At 30.8% G+C, this 22,886-nt stretch carries 17 protein-coding genes; 5 read left to right on the top strand and 12 right to left on the bottom strand.

Features of this window, described 5'->3' with window-relative positions:
- The first annotated feature begins 629 nt into the window (after positions 1–629).
- Together AB4Y15_RS08680 and AB4Y15_RS08685 are read left to right on the top strand one after the other, a co-directional pair.
- Positions 630–830 (top strand): amidase domain-containing protein, encoded by a 201-nt coding sequence (locus AB4Y15_RS08680; protein WP_427339777.1) that lies wholly within the window; start codon positions 630–632, stop codon positions 828–830.
- A gap of 188 nt (positions 831–1,018) precedes the next feature.
- Complete coding sequence (locus AB4Y15_RS08685; RefSeq protein ID WP_427339779.1) at positions 1,019–1,423, top strand: hypothetical protein; 405 nt, start codon at positions 1,019–1,021, stop codon at positions 1,421–1,423.
- Between the two features lie 235 nt (positions 1,424–1,658).
- On the opposite strand, the gene pyk is transcribed toward AB4Y15_RS08685, so the two are convergent.
- The 11 genes from pyk to AB4Y15_RS08740 form a co-directional block, all read right to left on the bottom strand.
- Complete coding sequence (gene pyk / locus AB4Y15_RS08690) at positions 1,659–3,416, bottom strand: pyruvate kinase (protein WP_427339780.1); 1,758 nt, start codon at positions 3,414–3,416, stop codon at positions 1,659–1,661.
- Positions 3,417–3,434: 18 nt separating this feature from the next.
- On the bottom strand, positions 3,435–4,394 hold the full coding sequence (gene pfkA / locus AB4Y15_RS08695; RefSeq protein WP_427339782.1) for a 6-phosphofructokinase: 960 nt from the start codon (positions 4,392–4,394) through the stop codon (positions 3,435–3,437).
- 291 nt (positions 4,395–4,685) lie between these two features.
- Positions 4,686–8,171: a DNA polymerase III subunit alpha gene (locus AB4Y15_RS08700; RefSeq protein WP_427339784.1), complete on the bottom strand. Its 3,486-nt coding sequence runs from the start codon at positions 8,169–8,171 to the stop codon at positions 4,686–4,688.
- 39 nt (positions 8,172–8,210) lie between these two features.
- Entirely contained in the window at positions 8,211–9,509 is a 1,299-nt protein-coding gene (locus AB4Y15_RS08705; RefSeq protein ID WP_427339785.1) for a DRTGG domain-containing protein, read from the bottom strand.
- Between the two features lie 84 nt (positions 9,510–9,593).
- A complete protein-coding gene (locus AB4Y15_RS08710; RefSeq protein WP_427339787.1) occupies positions 9,594–10,652 on the bottom strand; it encodes an HD-GYP domain-containing protein in 1,059 nt (352 codons plus the stop codon).
- A 229-nt stretch (positions 10,653–10,881) separates the two neighbouring features.
- Positions 10,882–11,148, bottom strand: coding sequence for an HPr family phosphocarrier protein (locus AB4Y15_RS08715; protein ID WP_427339789.1), 267 nt, complete (start codon positions 11,146–11,148; stop codon positions 10,882–10,884).
- Positions 11,117–12,109 carry a DNA-binding protein WhiA gene (gene whiA / locus AB4Y15_RS08720; protein WP_427339791.1) on the bottom strand — a complete coding sequence of 331 codons (993 nt, stop codon included), beginning with the start codon at positions 12,107–12,109 and terminating at the stop codon, positions 11,117–11,119. The genes AB4Y15_RS08715 and whiA overlap by 32 nt, the downstream gene beginning before the upstream one ends.
- Before the next feature lie 30 nt (positions 12,110–12,139).
- A complete protein-coding gene (locus tag AB4Y15_RS08725) occupies positions 12,140–12,544 on the bottom strand; it encodes an NUDIX hydrolase (protein WP_427339793.1) in 405 nt (134 codons plus the stop codon).
- 449 nt (positions 12,545–12,993) lie between these two features.
- Positions 12,994–14,043 (bottom strand): DmpA family aminopeptidase, encoded by a 1,050-nt coding sequence (locus AB4Y15_RS08730; protein WP_427339795.1) that lies wholly within the window; start codon positions 14,041–14,043, stop codon positions 12,994–12,996.
- 6 nt (positions 14,044–14,049) lie between these two features.
- Positions 14,050–14,754: a cysteate racemase gene (gene cuyB, locus AB4Y15_RS08735; protein WP_427339797.1), complete on the bottom strand. Its 705-nt coding sequence runs from the start codon at positions 14,752–14,754 to the stop codon at positions 14,050–14,052.
- 112 nt (positions 14,755–14,866) lie between these two features.
- A complete protein-coding gene (locus tag AB4Y15_RS08740) occupies positions 14,867–18,295 on the bottom strand; it encodes a pyruvate carboxylase (protein ID WP_427339799.1) in 3,429 nt (1,142 codons plus the stop codon).
- A 642-nt stretch (positions 18,296–18,937) separates the two neighbouring features.
- Here AB4Y15_RS08740 and AB4Y15_RS08745 point away from each other — a divergent pair.
- From AB4Y15_RS08745 to AB4Y15_RS08755, 3 genes are read left to right on the top strand one after another with little or no spacing between them, the layout of a single operon-like run.
- On the top strand, positions 18,938–19,786 hold the full coding sequence (locus AB4Y15_RS08745) for a transporter substrate-binding domain-containing protein (RefSeq protein WP_427339801.1): 849 nt from the start codon (positions 18,938–18,940) through the stop codon (positions 19,784–19,786).
- 29 nt (positions 19,787–19,815) lie between these two features.
- Positions 19,816–20,475, top strand: a complete 660-nt coding sequence (locus AB4Y15_RS08750) for an amino acid ABC transporter permease (RefSeq protein ID WP_427339803.1) — start codon at positions 19,816–19,818, stop codon at positions 20,473–20,475.
- Positions 20,459–21,184 (top strand): amino acid ABC transporter ATP-binding protein, encoded by a 726-nt coding sequence (locus AB4Y15_RS08755; RefSeq protein WP_427339805.1) that lies wholly within the window; start codon positions 20,459–20,461, stop codon positions 21,182–21,184. Before AB4Y15_RS08750 ends, AB4Y15_RS08755 begins: the two co-directional genes overlap by 17 nt.
- A 190-nt stretch (positions 21,185–21,374) precedes the next feature.
- Here AB4Y15_RS08755 and AB4Y15_RS08760 read toward each other — a convergent pair whose 3' ends face one another.
- A complete protein-coding gene (locus AB4Y15_RS08760; protein WP_427339807.1) occupies positions 21,375–22,754 on the bottom strand; it encodes a tryptophanase in 1,380 nt (459 codons plus the stop codon).
- Positions 22,755–22,886: the final 132 nt, after the last annotated feature.

Raw genomic sequence — 22,886 nt, forward strand, 5'->3', positions numbered from 1 at the left:
AATACCACCCGAATCATTATCAATATTTGAAACTATAGTTTCTAATGATCCTAGAATTAAACAAGATTATAGCCTTATGGAGTTGTTGAAACTAATCAGAAAAGCAAAACAAGAGAATAAATATATGATTCATTTTGGTGTCTAGTGCTAATTGGATTTATGTCAGTAATTAGACAAAAACTAAGCTTATTATATTTATTACCTATTGCTGATCAGAAACAAAAAAATATTATAAATATGATATATTAATATGATAAAATGGTAAATAGATATTATAAAGTTCCGAATGATGTATATGAAAAAATTATAAAACACTTTTGATATAACCCCTTGTAAATTATAGAGAGTAGGCCTTACAAGCCTACTCTTATATCCTATCATCTAATATGCTTCTCATCTTTGTCCTTAATGTTAATATTTCATCAAGTTCTAGTTCCCCTATAACATTTCTTAAAGTAATTGCTGTAAAGTTCTCTATAGCTACTATTGGATTATCTACACCGTAGGTATATAGCTTTGGGGCAGTAATTGGAAAATAGAAACATTTTTAATCCACCTCTTCTTTTTGAAAAAAAGAATAAAAAATATCGTGGATAAGAAAATACGAATTATGCCGAAAAATATTTACAATGAAAATGTTTACAAAATTGGAATTAGAGAGTATAATAATTACTATAAACAAGACTGTAAATAAAGCCATTTATGCAACATCATATAATACACCTAAATATGATAAGTTTATTAGTGATTGTACAAACTTTGCTTCTCAAATATTAGAAGCAGGTGGAATTAGTCAGGAGGATTATTCCCCTGATGAAACTAATGGATAGGAAACTTTAGAAGATAAAACATATACTTATAAAAGAGTTAGGAGATAAAGCAGATGAAAAATAGAATGGTAATTACTTGGTTTATTAAGTATATTATACCATTTCTAATAATTTGTGTATTTTTAATATAAACATCATTTATGATTTACGAATATATAAACTATGATGGTTATAATAGCTTTGATAATATGGATTTTGTAAATGGTGGTCCTATAAAATATACGGGTGATTCAACAGTATGGTATCAACCCATAATGGAAATACCGTATAGCATCTATAGATTTATCACTCTAATTGCAACAGCTTTATGTATTATTGATTTAGTGTATAAAAATAAAAAAGTATCAATACTTACATTAAGTGTTTGGAGTGTACTATTAGTATTGAATATGTCTTGGATGCCATTTCTTTTAGAAAACATGTATTTGTTATCTTTACCGTTGTATTATGAAGCTTTTATAACGATGCAATTTATACCTATAGAAAATTTTATATTAAGAGTATTTTTTGGTATTTATATTTTAGCGTTTGTAACATATACAGTTTCTTATATAAAAAGTTGTTTAGGAGCTATAAAAGAGTTACGGGAATAAAGGAGTCAGATTTCACAAATTTTCATAATATTAAAAAAACGCTTCATATGGGAATATATGAAGTGTTTTTTACTTAAAAAATAAATTTCAAATGCAGTTAAAAACAAAAAGTAGTGGAATAAAACCACTACTTTTTATAACACATAGAAAATTATATTTCTAATTTTATAAAATATAATTTTTGTAATGTGTTTCAAAAAAGTCTACCTTAAAAATATTTTAATAGAAGACTTTTTTATAATACCTGTGTCTTTCCTTTATACACTAAACCTCTTATACAATCTACTGTTACAGTTTCTCCGTCTTTTAGTTCTTTAGTTGCATTTTCTGCTCCTACTATTACAGGTTTTCCTATATTAATACCAACAATAGCAGCATGTGAAGTTAACCCACCTTTTTCTGTTATAACGGCAGCTGCTCTTTCCATATATTTAACCATTTCTTTATCAGTATTCACTGTAACTAATATATCTCCATCATTAAATTTCTTTTCAGCTTCTTCTGCATTTTGTGCTATACATACTTTACCAATTGCTGTCTTATTACCTATACCAGTACCCTTTAATACTACATCTCCTACTATGTGTACTTTTATTAAGTTTGTACTACCAGCTACTCCTACAGGAACTCCAGCTGTAATAACTACTAAATCACCACTATTTATTAATCCTTTTTCAAGTGCTTTTTTTACAGATACTTCTATTACTTCATCAGTTGAACCTGAATGCTCTGCATATATTGGATATACTCCCCAAACTATAGCTAATCTTCTCATAACCTGCTTATTTGGTGTAGCTGCAATAATCGGAGCACTTGGTCTGAATTTTGATACAGCTTTTGCTGTATATCCTGATGAAGTTGCTGTTATAATTGCTGTAGCTCCTAAATCTTCAGCTGTTGCACAAGTCGCATGACTTATTGCATTTGTAATTGTAATATCTTTACCTACTGTTTTTGATCTTAAAATCGCTTTGTAATCAAGTGATGCCTCTGTTCTCTTTGCTATATTAGCCATTGTTTTAACTGCTTCTACAGGATATTTACCTGCTGCAGTTTCACCTGATAGCATTATTGCATCAGTTCCATCCATAATAGCATTTGCTACGTCAGTAGTCTCTGCTCTTGTTGGTCTTGGGTTTCTTATCATTGAATCTAGCATTTGAGTTGCTGTAATTACAGGTTTACCTGCTTCATTACATTTTCTAATAATCATTTTTTGTACTAATGGCACTTCTTCTGTTGGTATTTCAACTCCAAGGTCTCCTCTTGCTACCATTATACCATCAGATACCTCTAGTATTTCATCTATATTGTCCACACCTTCTTGGTTCTCTATTTTTGAAATAATTTGTATATGTTCTGCATTATTCTCTTCTAAAATCTTTCTTATCTCTATAACGTCTGCAGCTTTTCTAATAAATGAAGCAGCTATAAAATCAATTCCATTCTTGATACCAAACTCTATATCTGCTCTATCTTTTTCAGTTATAGCAGGAAGATTTACTTTTACTCCTGGTACGTTAACTCCTTTTTTATTCTTAATTGTTCCAGCGTTTTTTACAATACATTTTATATCAGTACCATCTATGATATCTATAACTTCTAAACCAATTAGTCCATCATCTATAAGTATAATATCTCCTTTTTTCACATCATTAGGTAATCCCTTATAAGTGATGCTGCAAATCTTATCATTTCCTAAAACATCTCTTGTTGTAAGAATAAATTCTTGACCTTCTTTTAATTCTTCTGCTCCTCTTTCAAAGTTACCTGTTCTAATCTCTGGCCCTTTAGTATCCAACATAATAGCTACAGGCATATCTAACTCTTCTCTTAATTTTTTAACTAAATCTATTCTTCTTTTATGCTCTTCATGATCACCATGTGAAAAGTTTAATCTAACAACATTAAGACCATTTAGAATAAGCTGTCTTAAAACCTCTTCATTCTCTGATGAAGGCCCTATTGTACAAACTATTTTTGTGCGTTTCATTTGCATAACCTCCTGTTATTATATTGAAAGTATCTTAGTCAAATTATACATACCTTTATCAAAGTTTTTCTCTAATGAAAGTGCTTCATCAATATCCATATCAAATAACTCATTTCCTTTAACACCTATTACTCTACCCGATTTACCTTCTAATAATAATTCTACAGCTTTAGCTCCCATTTTACTTGCTAAAATCCTATCGAAAGCTGTTGGACTTCCTCCTCTTTGAATATGGCCTAATACAGTAACTCTAGTCTCTATACCTGTTTTTTCCTGAATTTCTTGACCTAATTCATAAGCTCTACCTACACCTTCTGCTAATAAAATTATACTGTGTAATTTACCTCTATTTCTTCCCTGAATTAATCTTTTACATACATCATCTATATCGAATCCTTCTTCTGGAACAATAACACTTTCTGCTCCTCCAGCAAGACCTGCATATAAAGCTATGTCTCCACAATGTCTACCCATAACCTCTACTATTACTGCTCTACCATGAGAAGTTGATGTATCTCTTATTTTACTAATCGCATCTAAAACTGTATTAACAGCTGTATCGAAACCTATTGTATAGTCAGTATAACCTAAATCATTATCTATAGTACCTGGAATACCAATTGTAGGAATACCTAACTCACTTAATTTTTTTGCTCCCTGGAACGAACCGTCCCCACCTATAACTACTAAACCTTCAATTCCGAAAACTTTTAAAACTGTAAGAGCTTTCTTTCTACCTTCTTCAGTTTTAAATTCTTCACATCTTGCTGTTCTTAATATAGTTCCACCTCTATGTATAATGTCTGCTACAGATGATAAATTCATCTCCTCAATATTACCATTAATAAGCCCATTATATCCTTGTTTTACTCCCATTACCTTAAGTCCATTATATATTGCTGTTCTTACAACTGCTCTAACCGCAGCATTCATACCAGGAGCGTCTCCACCGCTTGTCAAAACTCCTATAGTTTTCATTTCTATTACCTCCTCACTTTTCTACCATCATGGTCATAAAATGTCCCATATATCATAAAAAATATTTTTTGTATAATATTACAATTTTCTATTCTACCCTAACTAATTATATATTTCAATATGTTTTCTAAAAATTAATGCGCTAAATAGAACTAATACACATATTATAACATATAAAATACAGTTTTACACTAAAAACAAATTGACAAATAATAATCTACTTAAAGATACTTCATCTAAAAATATCATAAACACTTCTCTGATTAAATAATATGTGCAATAGCATCTACTCTAGCAAACTTTAACACAATCCTGTCCTAATAGTTTTTTCAAATTATTTATTAATTTATCATTTGTTGCATCTACCCAATAATCCCTCTCTGCCATTATTGTTCTATTCTTATTCTCTAAATATACATATACAGGGACATTACCTGTATAGTTTGAAAGTATGCTTTTAATCTCATTTAGCACACTCAATGATTTATTCTTAGGTATCTTTAAATATAGTTTCTCTCTATTCGTTTTAGTGAGAGGGCTAAAACTATCACAAATAATTTTAGGCTCTTCTTCTTCATGTATGCTTAATCTACCTTTTACTATTACTAAACTATCCTCATTTATATAATTTGAATATCTCTCATACGTAGCAGGAAAGATTATTAATTCTATAGAACCATATAAATCCTCAAGAGTTGCAAAAGCCATAATGTTGTTGTTTTTAGTAATTTTATTTTTCTTACTCGTAATAACTCCTCCAATGACAACTTCCTTACCATCCAAGAATTCAAGATTCTCATTTTCGTTTTCAGTTTCCTCTAATGACTCATATATTTCACTTGTAGTTATATTTGAAATCCTTTTTAATTCTTTTTCGTAAGACGCTAATGGATGCCCACTTAAATATATACCCAGCATCTCTTTTTCCATAGATAAAAGAATTTTATCAGGAAATTCTTCTATATCTGGTAAATCATCTGTATAAACCTCTTTATTAGAATCAGAAATAGATTCAAACAATGAAAATTGTCCTTCTATATTTCTTTTTTTATCTTGATGTATGCTTTCCATAACTCTCTCATATACTGCTAAAAGCTGTGCTCTCTTTACTCCTAACGAATCGAATGCTCCACATTTTATCAGACTCTCTACTGCCCTTTTATTTACAGAATTTAAGTCTACTCTCTTACAAAAATCTGTAAAACTTTTAAATTTTCCACCTGTTTCTCTCGCTTTAATAATAGCTTCAATAGCAGGTATTCCTACATTTTTTACAGCTGCTAATCCAAATCTTATTTTCCCTTCATTGACCGTAAAATTACTATAACTTTCGTTTACATCTGGTGGTAAAATTTCAATACCAAGCCTTTTACATTCTTGTATATACAATGAAACTGAATTTGTATTTCCCATAACACTCGATATCAATGCAGCCATAAACTCAACTGGATAATAACATTTAAGCCATGCCGTTTGATATGCTAAGACAGCATAGGCAGCAGAATGCGATTTATTAAATGCATATTTTGCAAAGTCTATCATTTCATCATATATCTTATTCGCTGTTTCTTCGTCTACACCGTTTCTTATTGCACCAGGAATCTCAACCTCTCCATTTTCATTTAACTTACCATATATAAAATGTTTTCTTTCTCTTTCCATTACGTCCATTTTCTTTTTACCCATAGCTCTTCTAACTAAGTCTGAACGCCCCATGCTAAAGCCACCAATATCTCTAACTATCTGCATTACTTGCTCTTGGTAAACCATACAGCCATAAGTTACTCCTAGTATTGGCTCAAGTTTTGGATGAGCATATTTTATCTTACTAGGATTATTCTTATTTTCGATATATTTTGGTATCTGCTTCATTGGTCCTGGTCTAAATAGTGAATTTGCCGCTATTATATTTTCAAATGATGTAGGCTTTAATTCTTTAAGAAATTGTCTCATTCCAGAACTTTCAAATTGGAATACTCCTAGAGTTTCACCTTTACTAAACATTTCATATACTTTTTTATCATCATAATTAGAATTAGAAAAATCTACTTCAATCCCATAGTTTTGCTTAATTAACTCAATAGCATTTCTAATTACCGTAAGCGTTCTAAGCCCTAAGAAATCCATTTTTAATAATCCTAGTTCTTCAAGCTCAGTCATAGTGAATTGAGTAGTTATTGAATCATTATTCCTTGATAAAGGAACATATTCTGTTATAGGTTCTTTTGAAATAACTACCCCTGCAGCATGTATTGAAGTATGTCTTGGCATTCCTTCAACAGCTCTTGCCAAATCGATTAACTCTCTTACTTTTTCATCTTCTTGATATAATTTAAATAGCTTATTATTAGTCTCTAATGCCTTATCTATAGTTATTCCTAATTCCATAGGTATTTGTTTTGCTATATAATCCACATCTCCATATGGCATATCTAAAGCTCTACCAACATCCCTGATAGCACCTCTTGCTGCCATAGTACCAAAAGTTACTATTTGTGCTACTCTATCTTTTCCATATTTATTTATAACATAATTGATAACTTCTTCTCTTCTCTCATAGCAGAAATCTATATCTATATCGGGCATAGTAACCCTTTCAGGATTTAAAAATCTCTCAAAAATTAAACCATATTTAAGAGGATCTATGTCAATAATTCCTAAAGTGTAAGAAACCAAGCTTCCTGCTGCCGAGCCTCTTCCAGGGCCTACCATTATTCCATTATCCTTTGCAAACTTAATAAAGTCCCACACTATCAAGAAATAGTCAACATAACCCATACTTTCTATAATATTAATTTCATAATCAAGCCTTTCTTTTATCTCATCTGTAATTACCTTATATCTCTTCTTAAGTCCTTCGTAACATAGTTTTCTCAAGTATTGTGAATTGGTATATCCTTCAGGTACATCATATTTAGGTAAATGTAAAGTATTAAAATCAAACTCTACATTACATCTCTGAGCTATTTTTACTGTGTTTTCAATTGCTTCAGGTATGTTTGGAAATAGACTACACATCTCTTCAGGTGATTTTAAGTAAAATTCAGAAGTTGGAAATCTCATTCTATCCTTATCGTTAATTGTCTTGCCCGTTTGGATACACAAAAGAATATCATGCACTTTAGCATCATTTTGATTAATATAATGAACGTCATTAGTAGCAACAAGTGGTATATTAGTTTCTCTACTCAATCTGATTAGCTCATTATTTACATATTTCTGATCTTTCATTCCGTGGTCTTGAAGTTCTAAATAAAAATTATCTTTACCAAATATTTCTCTATATTTAAGTGCTACTTCTTTAGCCTTTTTGTAATTATTGTTAAGTATATGATACTGAACTTCCCCACCAAGACAAGCACTTAAAGCTATTATGCCTTTACTATATCTACTCAATACAGTTGAGTCTACTCTAGGCTTATAATAGTATCCATTTACATAACCTTCTGAAACTATCTTAATTAAATTAGAATATCCCTCATTATTTTCAGCAAGTAAAACTAAATGGTATTGAAACTTATCTCTATTAGGGTCCTTTTCTGTATATTTACCTCTTGAGATATATACCTCACAACCAATAATTGGCTTTATTCCTTTTTTTAATGCAGTTCTATAAAACTCTACAACACCAAACATGGAGCCGTGATCAGTAATAGCTATGCTATCCATTCCTAACTCCTTAACCCTATCTATAAGCTTACTGATCCTAGCAGCTCCATCTAATAAGCTATATTCAGTATGGACATGCAAATGCACAAATTTTTTTATGTTTTCCATATTAACACATCCCCATATGTGAAATATTAAACTTTAAACTTACTTTTTCAAAATTTTTGCTGACATCATTGCTTTAGCTACTACATCCTTGTTGTGTAATATTTCTATATCAACCTTACAGAAGTTTCTCCCCATATCTATTATATCTGTAACTATTTCAATTTTATTGTCAACTTGTAAAGGTTTTATAAAGTATACCATAAAACTATCAGTAAATACATCATAATGTTTCTTCTCTTTAATGGTAATAGAACCTGCCGCTGCCATAATCATAGCCATTGTACCACAACTTGCAGCCCCTAACTGATTTAGCATTAGTGGTATAACTTCACCTTTAAATCTTAATCCATTGCTCATTATCTCTAAATTAAAATTATCAATAATCATATCTTCTACAGTTTCACCTATATGTGGCTGGCTTTTCATGTATCTTAAAGCTCTAATTACATCTTGTCTATTTACAACTCCTATTAATTTTTTACCATTTACTATTGGAATTATCTCTATATTTTCCCAAGTCATTATATGAGAAACATAAGCAACAGAAGTTGTTCTCGGCAAAGTAATCGGTTCTTTGGTCATTACTTCTTTTAAAAGTACTTTATCTTCGATACCAGTAACATCTTTAGGAGTTACTATTCCAACTACGTTCATATCTTTATCAACAATTGTAAAACTGCTTAATTTACGTGTGATTACATTTTGTTTCCATTCGCCAATATTTTGATATTCAAACATATATGGAGGATTCTTGTCCATTATATTTTCAACTAATAAGATATCTTTCTTTATTTTTCTTTCATATATAGCCTTATTTATTATAGTAGCTATTGTAAAGGTATCATAAGCTGTTGTAATTATAGGAAGTTTTTTTATATTCGCTTTTTCTTTTATACGTTCGCTACATCCAAAACCACCAGTTATCAATATCGCACAACCTTTATCTAGTGCTTTCTCATAAACTTCTTCTCTATCTCCAACTATAACTAAACTACCAGGCTGTAAATATTTTTCCATTTCCTTTATAGTCATAGCTCCTATTATAAATTTATTCAACATTTTATGAATTCCTTCATGCCCGCCAAGTATAGAACCTTCTACTATATTAACGACTTCGGCAAATGACAATTTCTCAATATTACCTTTTTCAACTTTTTTTATTCTGACAGTTCCTACTCTCGGCATCGTTTTAACAATTTCTCTACTCTCTGCCTCTTTTATAGCTCTATAAGCTGTCCCCTCACTAACATCTAATTGCTGTGCAATACTTCTTACAGAAATTTTTGAACCAACTTCTAATTCCTCTATATATTTAATTATTTTTTCATGTTTAGTCATTTAATCAACACTCCTTAAAGGGGCAGAAATTAAATAGAAAAAAAGATAGTGATAAATCACTATCTTAATTATACCAAAAAACTATTACTTTATATCATCAACAGTATCTATTATTACTTTTGAATTTTCAAGCATCAAGTCAACATCTACTGGCTTGATTAATCTATCTCCTTTACTGTCATATAAAATTTTTATAACAGGTCTTGTTGGAAAATCTTTATTAACTTTTATTACAACTCCTTTCTCACCAGTATTTAAAAGTACTCCTTCTCCAATGGAATATAAAGCTATATTGTTAACAAATATTTTTGTAATGTCATAATCAAACTGATGCCCTCTCATCGTTAACAAATACTCAACAGCCTGATAATTTTTTATCCTCTTTTTATAAACTCTATCAGAAGTTAAAGCATCATATACATCTGCTATCGATACAATTTTTGCAAATTCGTGTATCTCATCTCCTTTTATACTTAGAGGATATCCATGTCCGTCAATTCTTTCATGATGATATAAAGCTATAAGTCTACTCGTTTCACTTATGTCTTTTATAGTTTTAAGTATGTCATAACCATAGATTGTATGTTTTTTAATTTCAAGAAACTCCTGTTTTGTAAGTTTGCCTGGCTTATTTAATATGCTATCAGGCACTCTAACTTTTCCTATGTCATGAAGCATTGCACCAACGCCTAATTCTTTTAGCTTTTCTTTTGTATACCCTAAACATGCACCAGTAATAATTGACAAAACAGATACATTAATAGAATGTCCAAAAGTATATTCATCTACTGTTCTAATTTCTTCTAACCTTATAAGAAGTTCATCTTTAGAAAGTATTTCTTCTATAATCTGGTTCACTATAATAAGAATCTCATCGATATGTACTTCACTTGAAACGTTCAATTCATTCATTACGTTCTTTATTAGCTTTTTTGCTTTATCTCTAGTATCTTTTTTTATTATATCCTGAGTATATTCATCATCATAGACGTATATTCGTTTTATGTCTAGTTCCTTTAGCTTTTGTATATACGAATCTTTAAGTACTATTCCTTCACTCAGCAAAACGCTGCCATTCGATTTATAGACAGGCTTTGCTACTTTCATCCCTTGTGTCAAATCCTCAATTGCTATTAATTTCATATTTACCCAACCTTTTCATAATAATCGTTAATAATATTATAAACTAAATTTTCTTAATTGTCCAAATTGTATCAAAAAAACATTTAATTTATACATAAAAATAGTACTATATTATCACTAAATAAATTCATATAGTAATTAAGTTTTAATTATAGCTTAAAAATGATAATTGCTATCCAATAGCTCAAATTAAACATATGATAAGTAATAAAAAAAGAGTAGGTACAACCTACTCTTCATCTAACTTATTTTCTAATAAGTCTACTAAAGCCTCCACAGCTTCTTTTTCATCTTCACCTCTAGCTATTATAGTAATCTCATTACCTTGGGATACTCCCAAAGCCATGATTCCCATTATACTCTTTGCATTAACTTCTTTGTCATCTTTTTTTACAGTAATTTCACTTAAAAATTTCCCAGCTGTTTGTACGAATAGTGCTGCTGGTCTAGCATGTAATCCTGCTTTATTTTTTACTGTAATTGTCCTCTTTTCCATCTAATTCCCCCCTCTCTTTTTTTAATTCTTCTGCTATTTGTTCTATTTTTCTTAGTCTATGGTTTACACCAGATTTACCTATAGGAGGATCTAACATTTGTCCTAGTTCTTTAAGGCTTGCTTCTCTGTTAATCAGTCTTAATCTTGCAATATCTACCAAGTTTTCTGGCAATTTATCAATGCCAATAGTTCTATCTATGTATTCTATATTTTTTATCTGCCTCAATGCTGCATTAATGGTCTTGCTTAAATTGGCAGTTTCACAATTTACTATTCTATTTATATTATTCCTAACGTCTTTAAGTATTCTAATATTCTCTAACTTTAATAACGCAGTATGAGCACCTATTATGTTAAGCAAATCAACTATTTGCTCTCCCTCTTTTATATATACCACAAAATTATCTTTTCTAATTACAATTTTTGAATTTAAACCAAAAGAATTTATTAATTTACATAAATCTTCACTATGTTTAATACTGTTAGTAACAAATTCTAGATGATATGTTTTTTCAGGGTCGCTTAAAGAACCTCCTCCTAAAAAAGCACCTCGGATGTATGCTCTTTTGCAACATCTGTTTTTTACTAGTTTATCTGGTATACCATAATTTATTTCAAAGTGATTATTACTATCCCTTGTAAAAATACCTGTATCCTCCAATATTCGCTTTGCTTCATCTACATTATTTACAATCATCAAATAACTATTATTTTTCTTTAACTGCCTATTTTTCCTAACCATAACCTCACATTGAACATTATACAATTTTTTTAATAAAGTAAAGATTCTTCTAGCTATAGCTGCGTTCTCTGTTGAAAATTTAATATTTACCTTTCCCAAACCTATTATTTGTATAGAACCACTCATACGTATTAAAGCTGCCAGCTCTGATATAAGACAGCACTCATTATCTATTTCTAATCTGGATAATTCATTTTTAGTTTTAGACGAGAATGACATTTTACATCTACTCCTATAAATTAATCAATATTACATTTCCTTTATCGCTTTAACAATAATCTTCCTCTCATCATCATACTTAGCAAGTTCTGTAGCTCTATTTATATGAACAAATCTTGCATCTATGAATCCTTCTTTTTTTAAAGGTATACACTCCATATTTTTTGCGGCCATCAAAAACCAATGCACAGTTTTATTGACTATTTCTTCTTTTTCGCCTATATGCCTAAATGTATAATTTATTTTACCTAAGTACTTTATTATTTCTGCTTTAACACCACCTTCTTCAAACACTTCTCTAGCCGCTGCTTCTTTAAGTTTTTCATTATCTTCTACTTTCCCTTTAGGTAATACCCAATCGCCATTATATTTTCGAAGCAACAGGATAGCATTACCAAAATAAACTACCCCGCCTGCACTAATCTCTTCTCTCATCTATGCCACTCTCCTAGCAAAAACAGAAGATAAAATAATATTTAATATTATTATAACACATAATATAATCCTTTCAATTATACTTTTAATAAAGTATCCTAGTTATTAGCCTTTCGTCTTTCGTTATTCGTATATTTTAAAATGAAATAAATATGACAAGTGAAATACTAAAGCTACTTATTGGAAGAGGAGAACTTCTCAGAAAGAAGATATTGTTTATAAATACTTTAAAACAAGAATATGAAGTTATTAGTTTATAGAAATTCTATCAGTCCTAAGAAAATTTTTAGGCTCTTTATCCTATTTAAATAGGATAAAGAGCCATTTTTTGAAAAAATTAAAATCCACTTCCTCAGTAGTTACATGATAAACAAAGTAACGCTTTAGTTCATGATTTTTTAATATTGTCCTAGCAATATGCTAGCTACTATATTCTTATTCAGAAATTTCTATATTAAATCAATATATTCTTTTAATGAATATCTTATATGACCATCTCTTCCTTTAGTAGTATCAGCACAAATTAGAGAATTTAAAATAGCTTCTTCAGTAGCTTCTGCTACAGCTCTAAACACTACATCTATTTTATTTTCATTAAACATTTTTATATTAATCATAGTCTCTTTTTCATAATGATTAACTCTATTCGATGTAGTAAAGCCAATTACTATCTCTCCACTTCCATTCCCCATATATGACCCGGTTCTGCTAAGACCTATAACTGCTCTTCTTGAAATCCTTTTAAGCTGTCTCGAAGTCATCGGTATATCTGTCGCTAATATAATTATTATAGAACCTTTATCACTTTCATTATGTTTAACTTTATCTCTTTCACTAATCATCTTACCAACTCTAACACCATTTACAATTAAATTTTCTTTTTTGCCAAAGTTAGATAAAACAAGTATCCCAACTGTATATATTTCACTATTCAATTCAATTTGCCTAGAAGCTGAACCTATTCCTCCTTTTAACCCATAACATGACATCCCAGTTCCAGCTCCTACAGCACCTTCTTCAAACTCAACATCTGCATTCTGTATAGCTTCAAATACATGTTCTTTCTTTACGTGTCTTCCTCTAATATCATTGAGATATCCATCATTACACTCACAAACTACAGGATTTACTGTTCCTGTTGTAACCCCTATATCTTCATTTTCTTTTAGCATATATTCAATTAAAGCATCACTTGCCAAACCAACACTAAGAGTATTTGTTAAAATTATAGGAGTTTCAATAGTTCCAAGCTCTTCAATCTGAATAGTACCTGTAGTTTTGCCAAATCCGTTTATTACATGACTTGCTGCAATCACTTTATCTTTAAATATATTCCCCTCATGTGGCAAAATTGCCGTAACACCAGTTTTTACAGAACCATTATCTAAAGTAACATGTCCTACTTTTACACCTTTCACATCTGTTATAGCATTTTTTTCCCCCGGATTTAATTCTCCTATAATAATCCCATAGTCCCTTATTCTCTTCTGTCCTTTCACATACCCTCACTCCCCTTTTACTTTTTTACCTGCAAAACCTATAGCCTTTTTAGCAAGTATTTCTACTGGATCAACAAAATTTCCTTCCATATTAAACATTTCATATGCAACAGAAAGTTCTGTACAACCTAATATAAAAATATTAACCCCCTTTTCCTTTAATTCATCTATAACATTATAATATCCTTCTAAACTGATATTGGCCTTACCCTTCTTTATATCATAAATCAAATCAGTTACATGTTTCTGTTTATCTTTGGTTGGTTTTATTACATCTATCCCATACTTATTTAGAACATTGTTATACACACCAGTTTTACAGGTTCCTTCTGTCGCTAAAAGCCCTACTTTCCTTTCAAGAGGATATTCCTTAGTAATATATTTTGCCGTCTCTTCTATCATATTAAGAAAAGGTATGCTAATATGTTCAACTATCTTATCATAAAAGTAATGGGCAGTATTGCAAGGCATAATTAAATAATCTGCTCCCATTGATTCGAGTTTTCGAGCTGACTCTATCAGATAATCAGTAGGATCTTCACCAGAGCCTATAAGATAATCAGTTCTATCAGGTATAGATGTATTATTATAAATTAATATATTTAAATGGTCCTGATCACATCTAGCATCAGTAAGTAAAACAATTTTCTTAAATAGATTTACTGTAGCTAATGGCCCCATTCCACCTATAATTCCTAATGTCTTCCCCAAAATTTTCTCCCCCTTGCATACAATTTTTAACAATTATATTTCATCTACATTCTATATATTACCTAGAAAATCCTTTTGAATATTATTGCTTTTTAATGTTCTTCTCTTAATTCTATTTCAACTTAATCAATAGCTCCCCGGATTTGACCTGCTGTCCTTTTTTTACAGTTACTAATTCTACTATCCCAGATGCAGGAGATTTAATATTTGTTTCCATCTTCATAGCCTCTATTACTACCAAAGTTTGATTTTCTTTAACTTCATCTCCCTCATTTACAAGCACCTCTACTACCGTTCCCGGAATGCTAGCTCCTACCTCTAGTTTATTTGAAGGATCTGCCATTTTAGTAAAATTAGTTTGGCTTCTAACATTGCTAGCCTTATCATGTATCTTTATTTCTCTCCTGTTACCATTTACCTCAAATACAACAGTTCTATTTCCTTCATTATCCAGTCTACCTATCTCCAAAAGCTTTATAACTAAAACTTTACCTTCAGCAATCTCTATTTCACAGGTTTCACCCTCATATAATCCATGGAAAAATACATCACTTCCCATTCGGCTTAAGTCCCCAAATTCATCAATATATTTTAGATAATCTTCAAATACCTTAGGATACAGTGCATAGCTTAATAAATCTTTTTTAGTAGGTTCTATATTAAATTTTTCTTTTAAATATTTCTCTATTTTATCAAAATCCTCAGGCTCTAATAATTCACCAGGCCTACAAGTAATAGGCTCTTCGCCTTTTAAAACCAATTGTTGAAGTTTTTTAGGAAAACCACCCATTGGTTGCCCCATCATTCCCTTAAAATAAGCTACTACTGAATCAGGGAACGCCATATCTTTAGCTTTTTCATATATATTTTCAGGAGTTAGGTCATTTTTTACCATAAATATTGCCATATCTCCTACCACTTTAGAAGATGGAGTAACCTTTATAATATCTCCTAACATTTCATTTACTTTTTTATACATTTCCTTAACTTCGCTAAACCTATGGCCTAATCCAAAACTTTCTACTTGAGGTTTTAAATTTGAATACTGACCTCCAGGTATTTCATACTTATAAATTTCTGTTGTACCTGATTTTAAGTCTGATTCAAATTGACTATAAACAGGCCTTACTGCACTCCAATAATCAGAGATTTTCTGAATATCATCGAGATTTATTCCCGTGTCTCTATAAGTATTTTCTAAAGCTGCCACTATAGAATTTAAAGCCGGCTGACTCGTTAATCCTGACATACTGTTAAAAGCAGTGTCTACAATGTCCACTCCAGCTTCTGCTGCCATTAAAACTGTTGCAACTCCATTTCCGCTAGTATCATGGGTATGAAGATGTATTGGTATTGATATTTCCTCTTTTAGTGCTTTAATAAGCTTAAAAGCAGCATAAGGTTTTAATAAAGCTGACATGTCTTTTATACCAAGTATATGAGCCCCCATCTTTTCAATCTCTTTGGCCATATTCACATAATACTCTAAAGTATATTTATCCCTGCTATCATCTAGGATGTCTCCAGTATAACATATACAAACTTCCGCTATCTTTCCACTCTTTAACACTTCATCTACGGCTATTTCCATTCCCTTTAACCAGTTTAATGAATCAAATATTCTAAACACATCTATTCCACTAGCTGCAGATTCTTTTATAAATTCCCTTATAACATTATCTGGATAGTTTTTATATCCTACCCCATTAGCCCCCCTTAGTAACATTTGGAATAAAATATTAGGTATCCTCTTTCTCAATTCTTCTAATCTAGTCCATGGAGATTCCTTTAAAAATCTATAGGCAACATCAAAAGTAGCTCCTCCCCACATTTCCAGGGAAAATAAATCCTTAGCCAAAACAGAAGTAGCCTTTGCAATTTCGAGCATATCTTTAGTTCTCATCCTTGTAGCCATTAGTGATTGATGAGCATCTCTCATGGTAGTATCTGTTAATAATAGTTTTTGCTGTTCTTTGATCCATTTTACAACTCCTTCAGATCCTTTTTCATCTAATAGTTGCTTAGTACCACTTAAATGTGGTGGTATTTTTACCTTAGGTACTATCGGTACATCAAACTCCCTTTTATTTCCTTTAATTTCATTTACTACTTTTTCACCAATAAACTTAAGAACTCTGAGTTCTTCATCAGCCTTTGGAGCTATATCAAATAATTCCGGATTGTCAGCAACAAAATTAGTATCACACTCACCTTTTAAGAAAGTCTCATGATTTAATACATTTATTAAAAAGGCTGCATTAGTTTTAACTCCACTGATTTTAAGTTCTTTTATGGAACGAATAGCCTTTCTTACAGCATCCTCAAAAGTTCTAGACCAAGAAGTAGTTTTCACTAAAAGACTATCGTAATAAGGACTTATAATTGAACCCGTAAAGCCATTTCCTCCATCAAGTCTTATACCAAATCCTGAACCTGTTCTATATACATCAATTCTACCTGTATCTGGAGCAAAGTTATTTGAAGGGTCTTCAGTTGTTATCCTGCATTGGATGGAATATCCTCTAATATCTACATCACTCTGAGAATAAATACCTATTTCTGGTGAATTCAATGGATATCCTTCAGCTATCAGAATTTGACTTTGAACAATATCTATACCTGTAACCATTTCTGTTACAGTATGCTCAACTTGAATCCTCGGATTCATTTCTATAAAATAATGATTTCCATACATGTCTACCAGAAATTCTACTGTTCCAGCACTCCTGTAATTCACTGCTCTAGCTATTTTTAAAGCATCATTACAGATAGCCTCCCTTTTTTCTTTTGGAAGAGAAAAAGCAGGAGTAAATTCAATAAGTTTCTGGTGTCTCCTCTGTATAGAGCAATCTCTTTCATATAAATGCACAATATTTCCATATTTGTCCCCTAGAATCTGTACTTCAATATGTTTAGGCTTTTCGATGTATTTTTCGATAAATATATCATCTATTCCAAAGGCTTTTTTAGCCTCATTTTTTGCACTATGAAACTCTTTTATTAAATCTTCTTCATTTCTTACTATCCTCATACCTCTTCCACCGCCACCAGCAGCAGCCTTCAAGATAATTGGATAGCCACAGTATCTTGCAAATTTTATAGCTTCTTCTTCAGAACTAATAGGTTTTTCAACTCCAGGTATAGTAGGTACCCCGACACTCTTTGCTACTAACTTTGATTTTATCTTATCTCCTAATTGTTCCATCATTATATGAGTTGGACCAATAAATTCTATTCCTGCCTCTTCACATTTCTTTGCAAATTCTGGATTTTCTGATAAAAATCCATATCCAGGATGTATTGCATCTACACCTTTTTTTAATGCAAGGTTTATTATTTCATCAATACTTAAATATGCTTCTATAGGCCCTTTGTTCTTACCAATTAAATAGGACTCATCTGCTTTAGTCCTGAAAAGAGAGCACTTATCTTCATTAGAATAAATAGCTACTGTCCTAATCCCCAGTTCATGACAAGCTCTAAAAATTCTTATAGCAATCTCTCCTCTATTAGCGACCAATATCTTTTTAAATTTTCTCACTAAACTCCCCCACTTTCCTGTCAAAATTTTGCCAAATATATCAATCTTCTGTATATTTATTTTGACATATAGAAAATTATAAACCTATCAAATTTCCATTTAGCCTCACAGGACTAAATTAAAGGTATAGAAAAAACCTTCTGCCTATGGGCAAGAAGGTATAAATATCCCTGTATAAATTAAATTTATATTGGTACTTATTACCTTCTCAGCCTCACAGGACTAAGTTAAAGGTTCTTTCAGATAAAAATATCATAGTACTTATGAATTGTCAATAAATAATTAATTAAGATAGTGTCAAGTTATTATAGAAATACCCTTCGATTGTAAAGTGGAAAATTGTTATTTCCCACCACAGAATAAAATCTTGCAAAAACGCAAATGTATAATTATACATATATAAATATCATTTCACAAAAAATTTTTTATTGTCAAAAAAGAACTAGAACAAAGCATAAAGCTGAATGTTAGCATCTTCACTTGTGTATAACCTTGTATGAATAGAACTAATTTTCTGATTTTTCAAAACTAGCAAGTTTTATAAAAAATTTCTTTTTAATATTTAAAAAAAATATTGCAAATATATACATATCGTTGTATAATGTCGCTATGTATATAAAAAGCAAAGGAGGAGATAATCAAATGCTTAAAAAAAACATAATCAAATTAGTAGCAATTTTACTTATAATACCTATGATTTTATCATTATCTGGATGTTCACAAAAAGCTAGCAATTCTAATTCATCAAAAATTGAGTCAGAAAAAAAAGAGTCAAAACTTGCTGCAATTAAAAAAGCCGGTAAAGTAATAATTGGAACAAGTGCCGACTTTCCACCATATGAATTTCACAAAGAAATAAACAACAAAGATGAAATTGTAGGTTTTGATATCTCCATAGCAAAAGAAATTGCAAAAGACATTGGAGTAGAACTAGAAATTAAAGATATGAATTTTGATGGATTGTTAGCAGCTTTACAAGCTGGAAAAATCGATTTCGTTATAGCTGGTATGACTCCAACAGAAGAAAGAAAAAAGAAAGTTGACTTTTCAAAGGTTTACTATACAACCGTTCAAGGCATTGTAGTTAGGGCTGAAGACAAAGACAAAATTAAATCATTGGAAGATTTAAATGATAAAATAGTAGGTGTCCAAAAAGGCTCAATTCAAGAAGAAATAGCTAAAAAACAGATTACTGGTTCAAAAATTAAAGCTCTTGGTAAAGTATCTGATCTTATACTACAACTAAAAAATAATAAAATTGATGCATTGATTGTAGAGGAATCAGTTGGAAAAGCCTATGTAAGTAAAAATAAGGATTTAGAATTATTAGATATAAAAATTAAAGCTGAAGATGATGGTTTTGCTGTGGCTGTAAAAAAAGGAAATACTGACCTTTTAGAAGCAATAAATAAAACTCTTGATAGATTGATAAATGATAAGAGTATAGAAAAATTTGTTATAGAAGCAACTGAATTGACTGAAAACAACTAATTTTGCTGAACACTAGGAGGTAGGGCATATTGGATTTTTCATTTTTAGCTAAATATTATATGTTTTTTATTGATGGAGTTAAAAATACAGTTTTACTGGCTATTTTTTCAGTATGTCTTGGTGTTGTATTTGGTGTTTTTCTAGCGTTAATGAAAATATCTAAAAATCGCATTTTCAATATAATATCCACATCTTATATAGAATTTATAAGAGGAACACCATTATTAGTACAATTGTATATTATTTATTATGGGCTTCCTAATATAGGAATAAATTTACCAGATTTTTTGGCAGGCATTATAGCTCTATCTATAAACAGCGCTGCCTATGTAGCTGAAATCATCCGTGCAGGAATACAAGCTGTGGATAAAGGACAGATGGAAGCAGCAAGATCTCTGGGAATGACCCATAATATGGCAATGAAATATATAATAATCCCACAGGCGTTTAAAAATATTTTACCTGCGCTAGGTAATGAATTTATAGTTGTTATAAAGGAATCTTCAATTGTCTCCATAATAGGCATACATGAACTTATGTATAATGCAGACACAGTAAGAGGCAATACTTTTCAGCCATTCGAACCCTTAATTGTAGTAGCATTAATTTATTTTATAATTACATTTACTCTTTCCAAATTGTTAGGGCTTGCTGAAAGGAGGATGCGAGTAGGTGATCAAAGTATCTAATTTGCACAAAAAGTTTGGAAATCTATATGTTCTTAAAGGAATAGATATGCATATAAAAAAAGGTGAGATAGTTGTTATTATAGGCCCAAGTGGATCTGGAAAGAGTACTTTTTTAAGATGTCTTAATCTCCTTGAACAGCCCTCAAAAGGTGAAATAATTTTTGAAGGAATTTCTATAACAGATAAAAATAATGATATTAATAAACAAAGACAGAAAATGGGTATGGTTTTTCAGCAATTCAACCTTTTTCCTCATATGACTGTTCTAGACAATATTACATTAGCACCAAGAAAGGTTAAAAAAATCAATAAAGAAGAAGCGGAAAAAGTTGCATTTAATTTATTACGTAGAATTGGTTTGGAAGAAAAGGCATATAGTTACCCTAATCAGCTTTCAGGAGGACAAAAACAGAGAATAGCTATTGCTAGAGCATTAGCTATGTCCCCTGATGTAATGCTTTTTGATGAACCAACTTCAGCCCTTGATCCGGAAATGGTAGGAGAAGTTTTGGATGTTATGAAAGAATTAGCATCTGAAGGTATGACAATGGTAATTGTTACCCATGAAATGGGTTTTGCAAAAGAAGTAGCAAATAGAGTTGTTTTTATGAACGAAGGAAAGATTATTGAAGAAGGACATCCTAAAGAAATATTTAATAATCCTCAACATCCAAGAACAAAAGACTTTTTAAGAAAGGTTTTATTATAAAGTTGGTTGTAGAATAAATTACTTAAAGAGAAATGCATAGTTTTAGGAGAATGAAACATTCATTCTCCTAAAACTGTTGACAAACTTATTTTTTTAAATATCTATGAAAATAAAAGCAAATAACTTTAAAGAATTTAGTAAAAGAAACAGATAAGCCTGTAGAATAACGGAGAGAGAAACCTCTCACCCATTATTCTACAGGCTTTAATCTAGCCGTAAAGTGTCTTAAAATTTTAGGCTCATACTCGAATTCATATCCTCTTATTTGGTCTTTTCTCTTAGCTATATTAATAAGTGCTTCTGCAACAACATCCATATGATTGTTTGTATATACTCTTCTAGGTATAGTAAGTCTTAATAACTCTAGTGGAGATTCTATTTGTTCTCCTGTGTCAGGGTCTCTACCTAGCAAGAATGAACCTATTTCTACTGCTCTTACTCCCGCCTCTTTATATAATTCCACACATAGTGCTTGAGCAGGGAATTGATAATATGGGATATGTGGTAGTAATTTCTTAGCATCAACAAATACTGCATGCCCACCTACAGGCTTTTGTATAGGAATTCCTGCTTCTTCTAATCTTCTTCCTAGATATTCTACCTGACCAATCCTTGCACTTAAATAAGCTTCATCCACTACTTCTCTTAATCCTCTAGCCAGAGCTTCCATATCTCTACCAGCTAATCCACCATAAGTAGGAAAACCTTCAATTGGTACTAACATCTGTCTAACTAAGTTATATAATTCTTCATCTTCTTTAATTGCTATCATACCACCAATATTTACTATACCATCTTTTTTAGCACTCATTGTTAAGCCATCACCGTAAGAAAACATTTCTTTAATAATCTCCGGTATGCTCTTATCTTTATATCCTTCTTCTCTTTGTTTTATGAAGTAAGCATTTTCAGCAAATCTTGCAGCATCAAAAAATACTCTCAATCCATATTTGTCAGCTACTTTTCTCACTTCTTTGATATTTTGCATTGAAACAGGCTGTCCTCCAGCACTATTACATGTAACAGTTATTAAAATAAAAGCGCAATTTTCTACTCCCTTTTCTTCGATAAATCTTTCTAATTTTTCAATATCAAAGTTCCCTTTAAAAGGATGTTCTTTTTGTGTGTCAAAAGCATCTTCAATTATTAAGTTAACTGCTCTTCCACCCTTCAACTCAATATGAGCCTTAGTAGTATCAAAATGCATATTCCCTAAAACATACTGCCCTTTTTTTATAAGAATTGGGAATAAAACGTTTTCCGCGCCTCTACCTTGATGCGTAGGAACTACATAATTATAGCCAATTATATCTCTAACACTATTTTCTAAATTATAAAAGTTTCTACTACCTGCATAAGATTCGTCGCCAAGCATAATCCCAGCCCACTGATTATCACTCATAGCTCCTGTACCACTGTCTGTAAGTAAATCGATAAAAATATCTTCTCCTCTTAAACCAAAAACATTATACCCTACTTCCTTAATTTTTCTTTCTCTTTCTTCTCTAGGAATTAGTCTTATTCTTTCAACCATTTTTATTTTATATGGTTCCGCCATTTTATCATACATAACTTTACCCTCCTTGATATTATTTTAATAATACGTTAACAACATCTTAATATATTCTATAAAAAAATATAATAATCCTTTAAAATTTAAGTAAATTTAATCAAACTCCTGTCAATTCAAAAAAACAGTTTA

This window comes from Caloranaerobacter longqiensis (genome assembly GCF_050286925.1).
Lineage (GTDB): Bacteria > Bacillota > Clostridia > Tissierellales > Thermohalobacteraceae > Caloranaerobacter.

What these genes read in the sequence shown, in the direction of transcription:
- AB4Y15_RS08680 (WP_427339777.1), top strand. Translation starts at nt 630, where the DNA reads ATGAAAATGTTTACAAAATTGGAATTAGAGAGTATAATAATTACTATA.
- AB4Y15_RS08685 (WP_427339779.1), top strand. Translation starts at nt 1,019, where the DNA reads ATGGATTTTGTAAATGGTGGTCCTATAAAATATACGGGTGATTCAACA.
- pyk (WP_427339780.1), bottom strand. Translation starts at nt 3,416, where the DNA reads ATGAAACGCACAAAAATAGTTTGTACAATAGGGCCTTCATCAGAGAAT.
- pfkA (WP_427339782.1), bottom strand. Translation starts at nt 4,394, where the DNA reads ATGAAAACTATAGGAGTTTTGACAAGCGGTGGAGACGCTCCTGGTATG.
- AB4Y15_RS08700 (WP_427339784.1), bottom strand. Translation starts at nt 8,171, where the DNA reads ATGGAAAACATAAAAAAATTTGTGCATTTGCATGTCCATACTGAATAT.
- AB4Y15_RS08705 (WP_427339785.1), bottom strand. Translation starts at nt 9,509, where the DNA reads ATGACTAAACATGAAAAAATAATTAAATATATAGAGGAATTAGAAGTT.
- AB4Y15_RS08710 (WP_427339787.1), bottom strand. Translation starts at nt 10,652, where the DNA reads ATGAAATTAATAGCAATTGAGGATTTGACACAAGGGATGAAAGTAGCA.
- AB4Y15_RS08715 (WP_427339789.1), bottom strand. Translation starts at nt 11,148, where the DNA reads ATGGAAAAGAGGACAATTACAGTAAAAAATAAAGCAGGATTACATGCT.
- whiA (WP_427339791.1), bottom strand. Translation starts at nt 12,109, where the DNA reads ATGTCATTCTCGTCTAAAACTAAAAATGAATTATCCAGATTAGAAATA.
- AB4Y15_RS08725 (WP_427339793.1), bottom strand. Translation starts at nt 12,544, where the DNA reads ATGAGAGAAGAGATTAGTGCAGGCGGGGTAGTTTATTTTGGTAATGCT.
- AB4Y15_RS08745 (WP_427339801.1), top strand. Translation starts at nt 18,938, where the DNA reads ATGCTTAAAAAAAACATAATCAAATTAGTAGCAATTTTACTTATAATA.
- AB4Y15_RS08760 (WP_427339807.1), bottom strand. Translation starts at nt 22,754, where the DNA reads ATGTATGATAAAATGGCGGAACCATATAAAATAAAAATGGTTGAAAGA.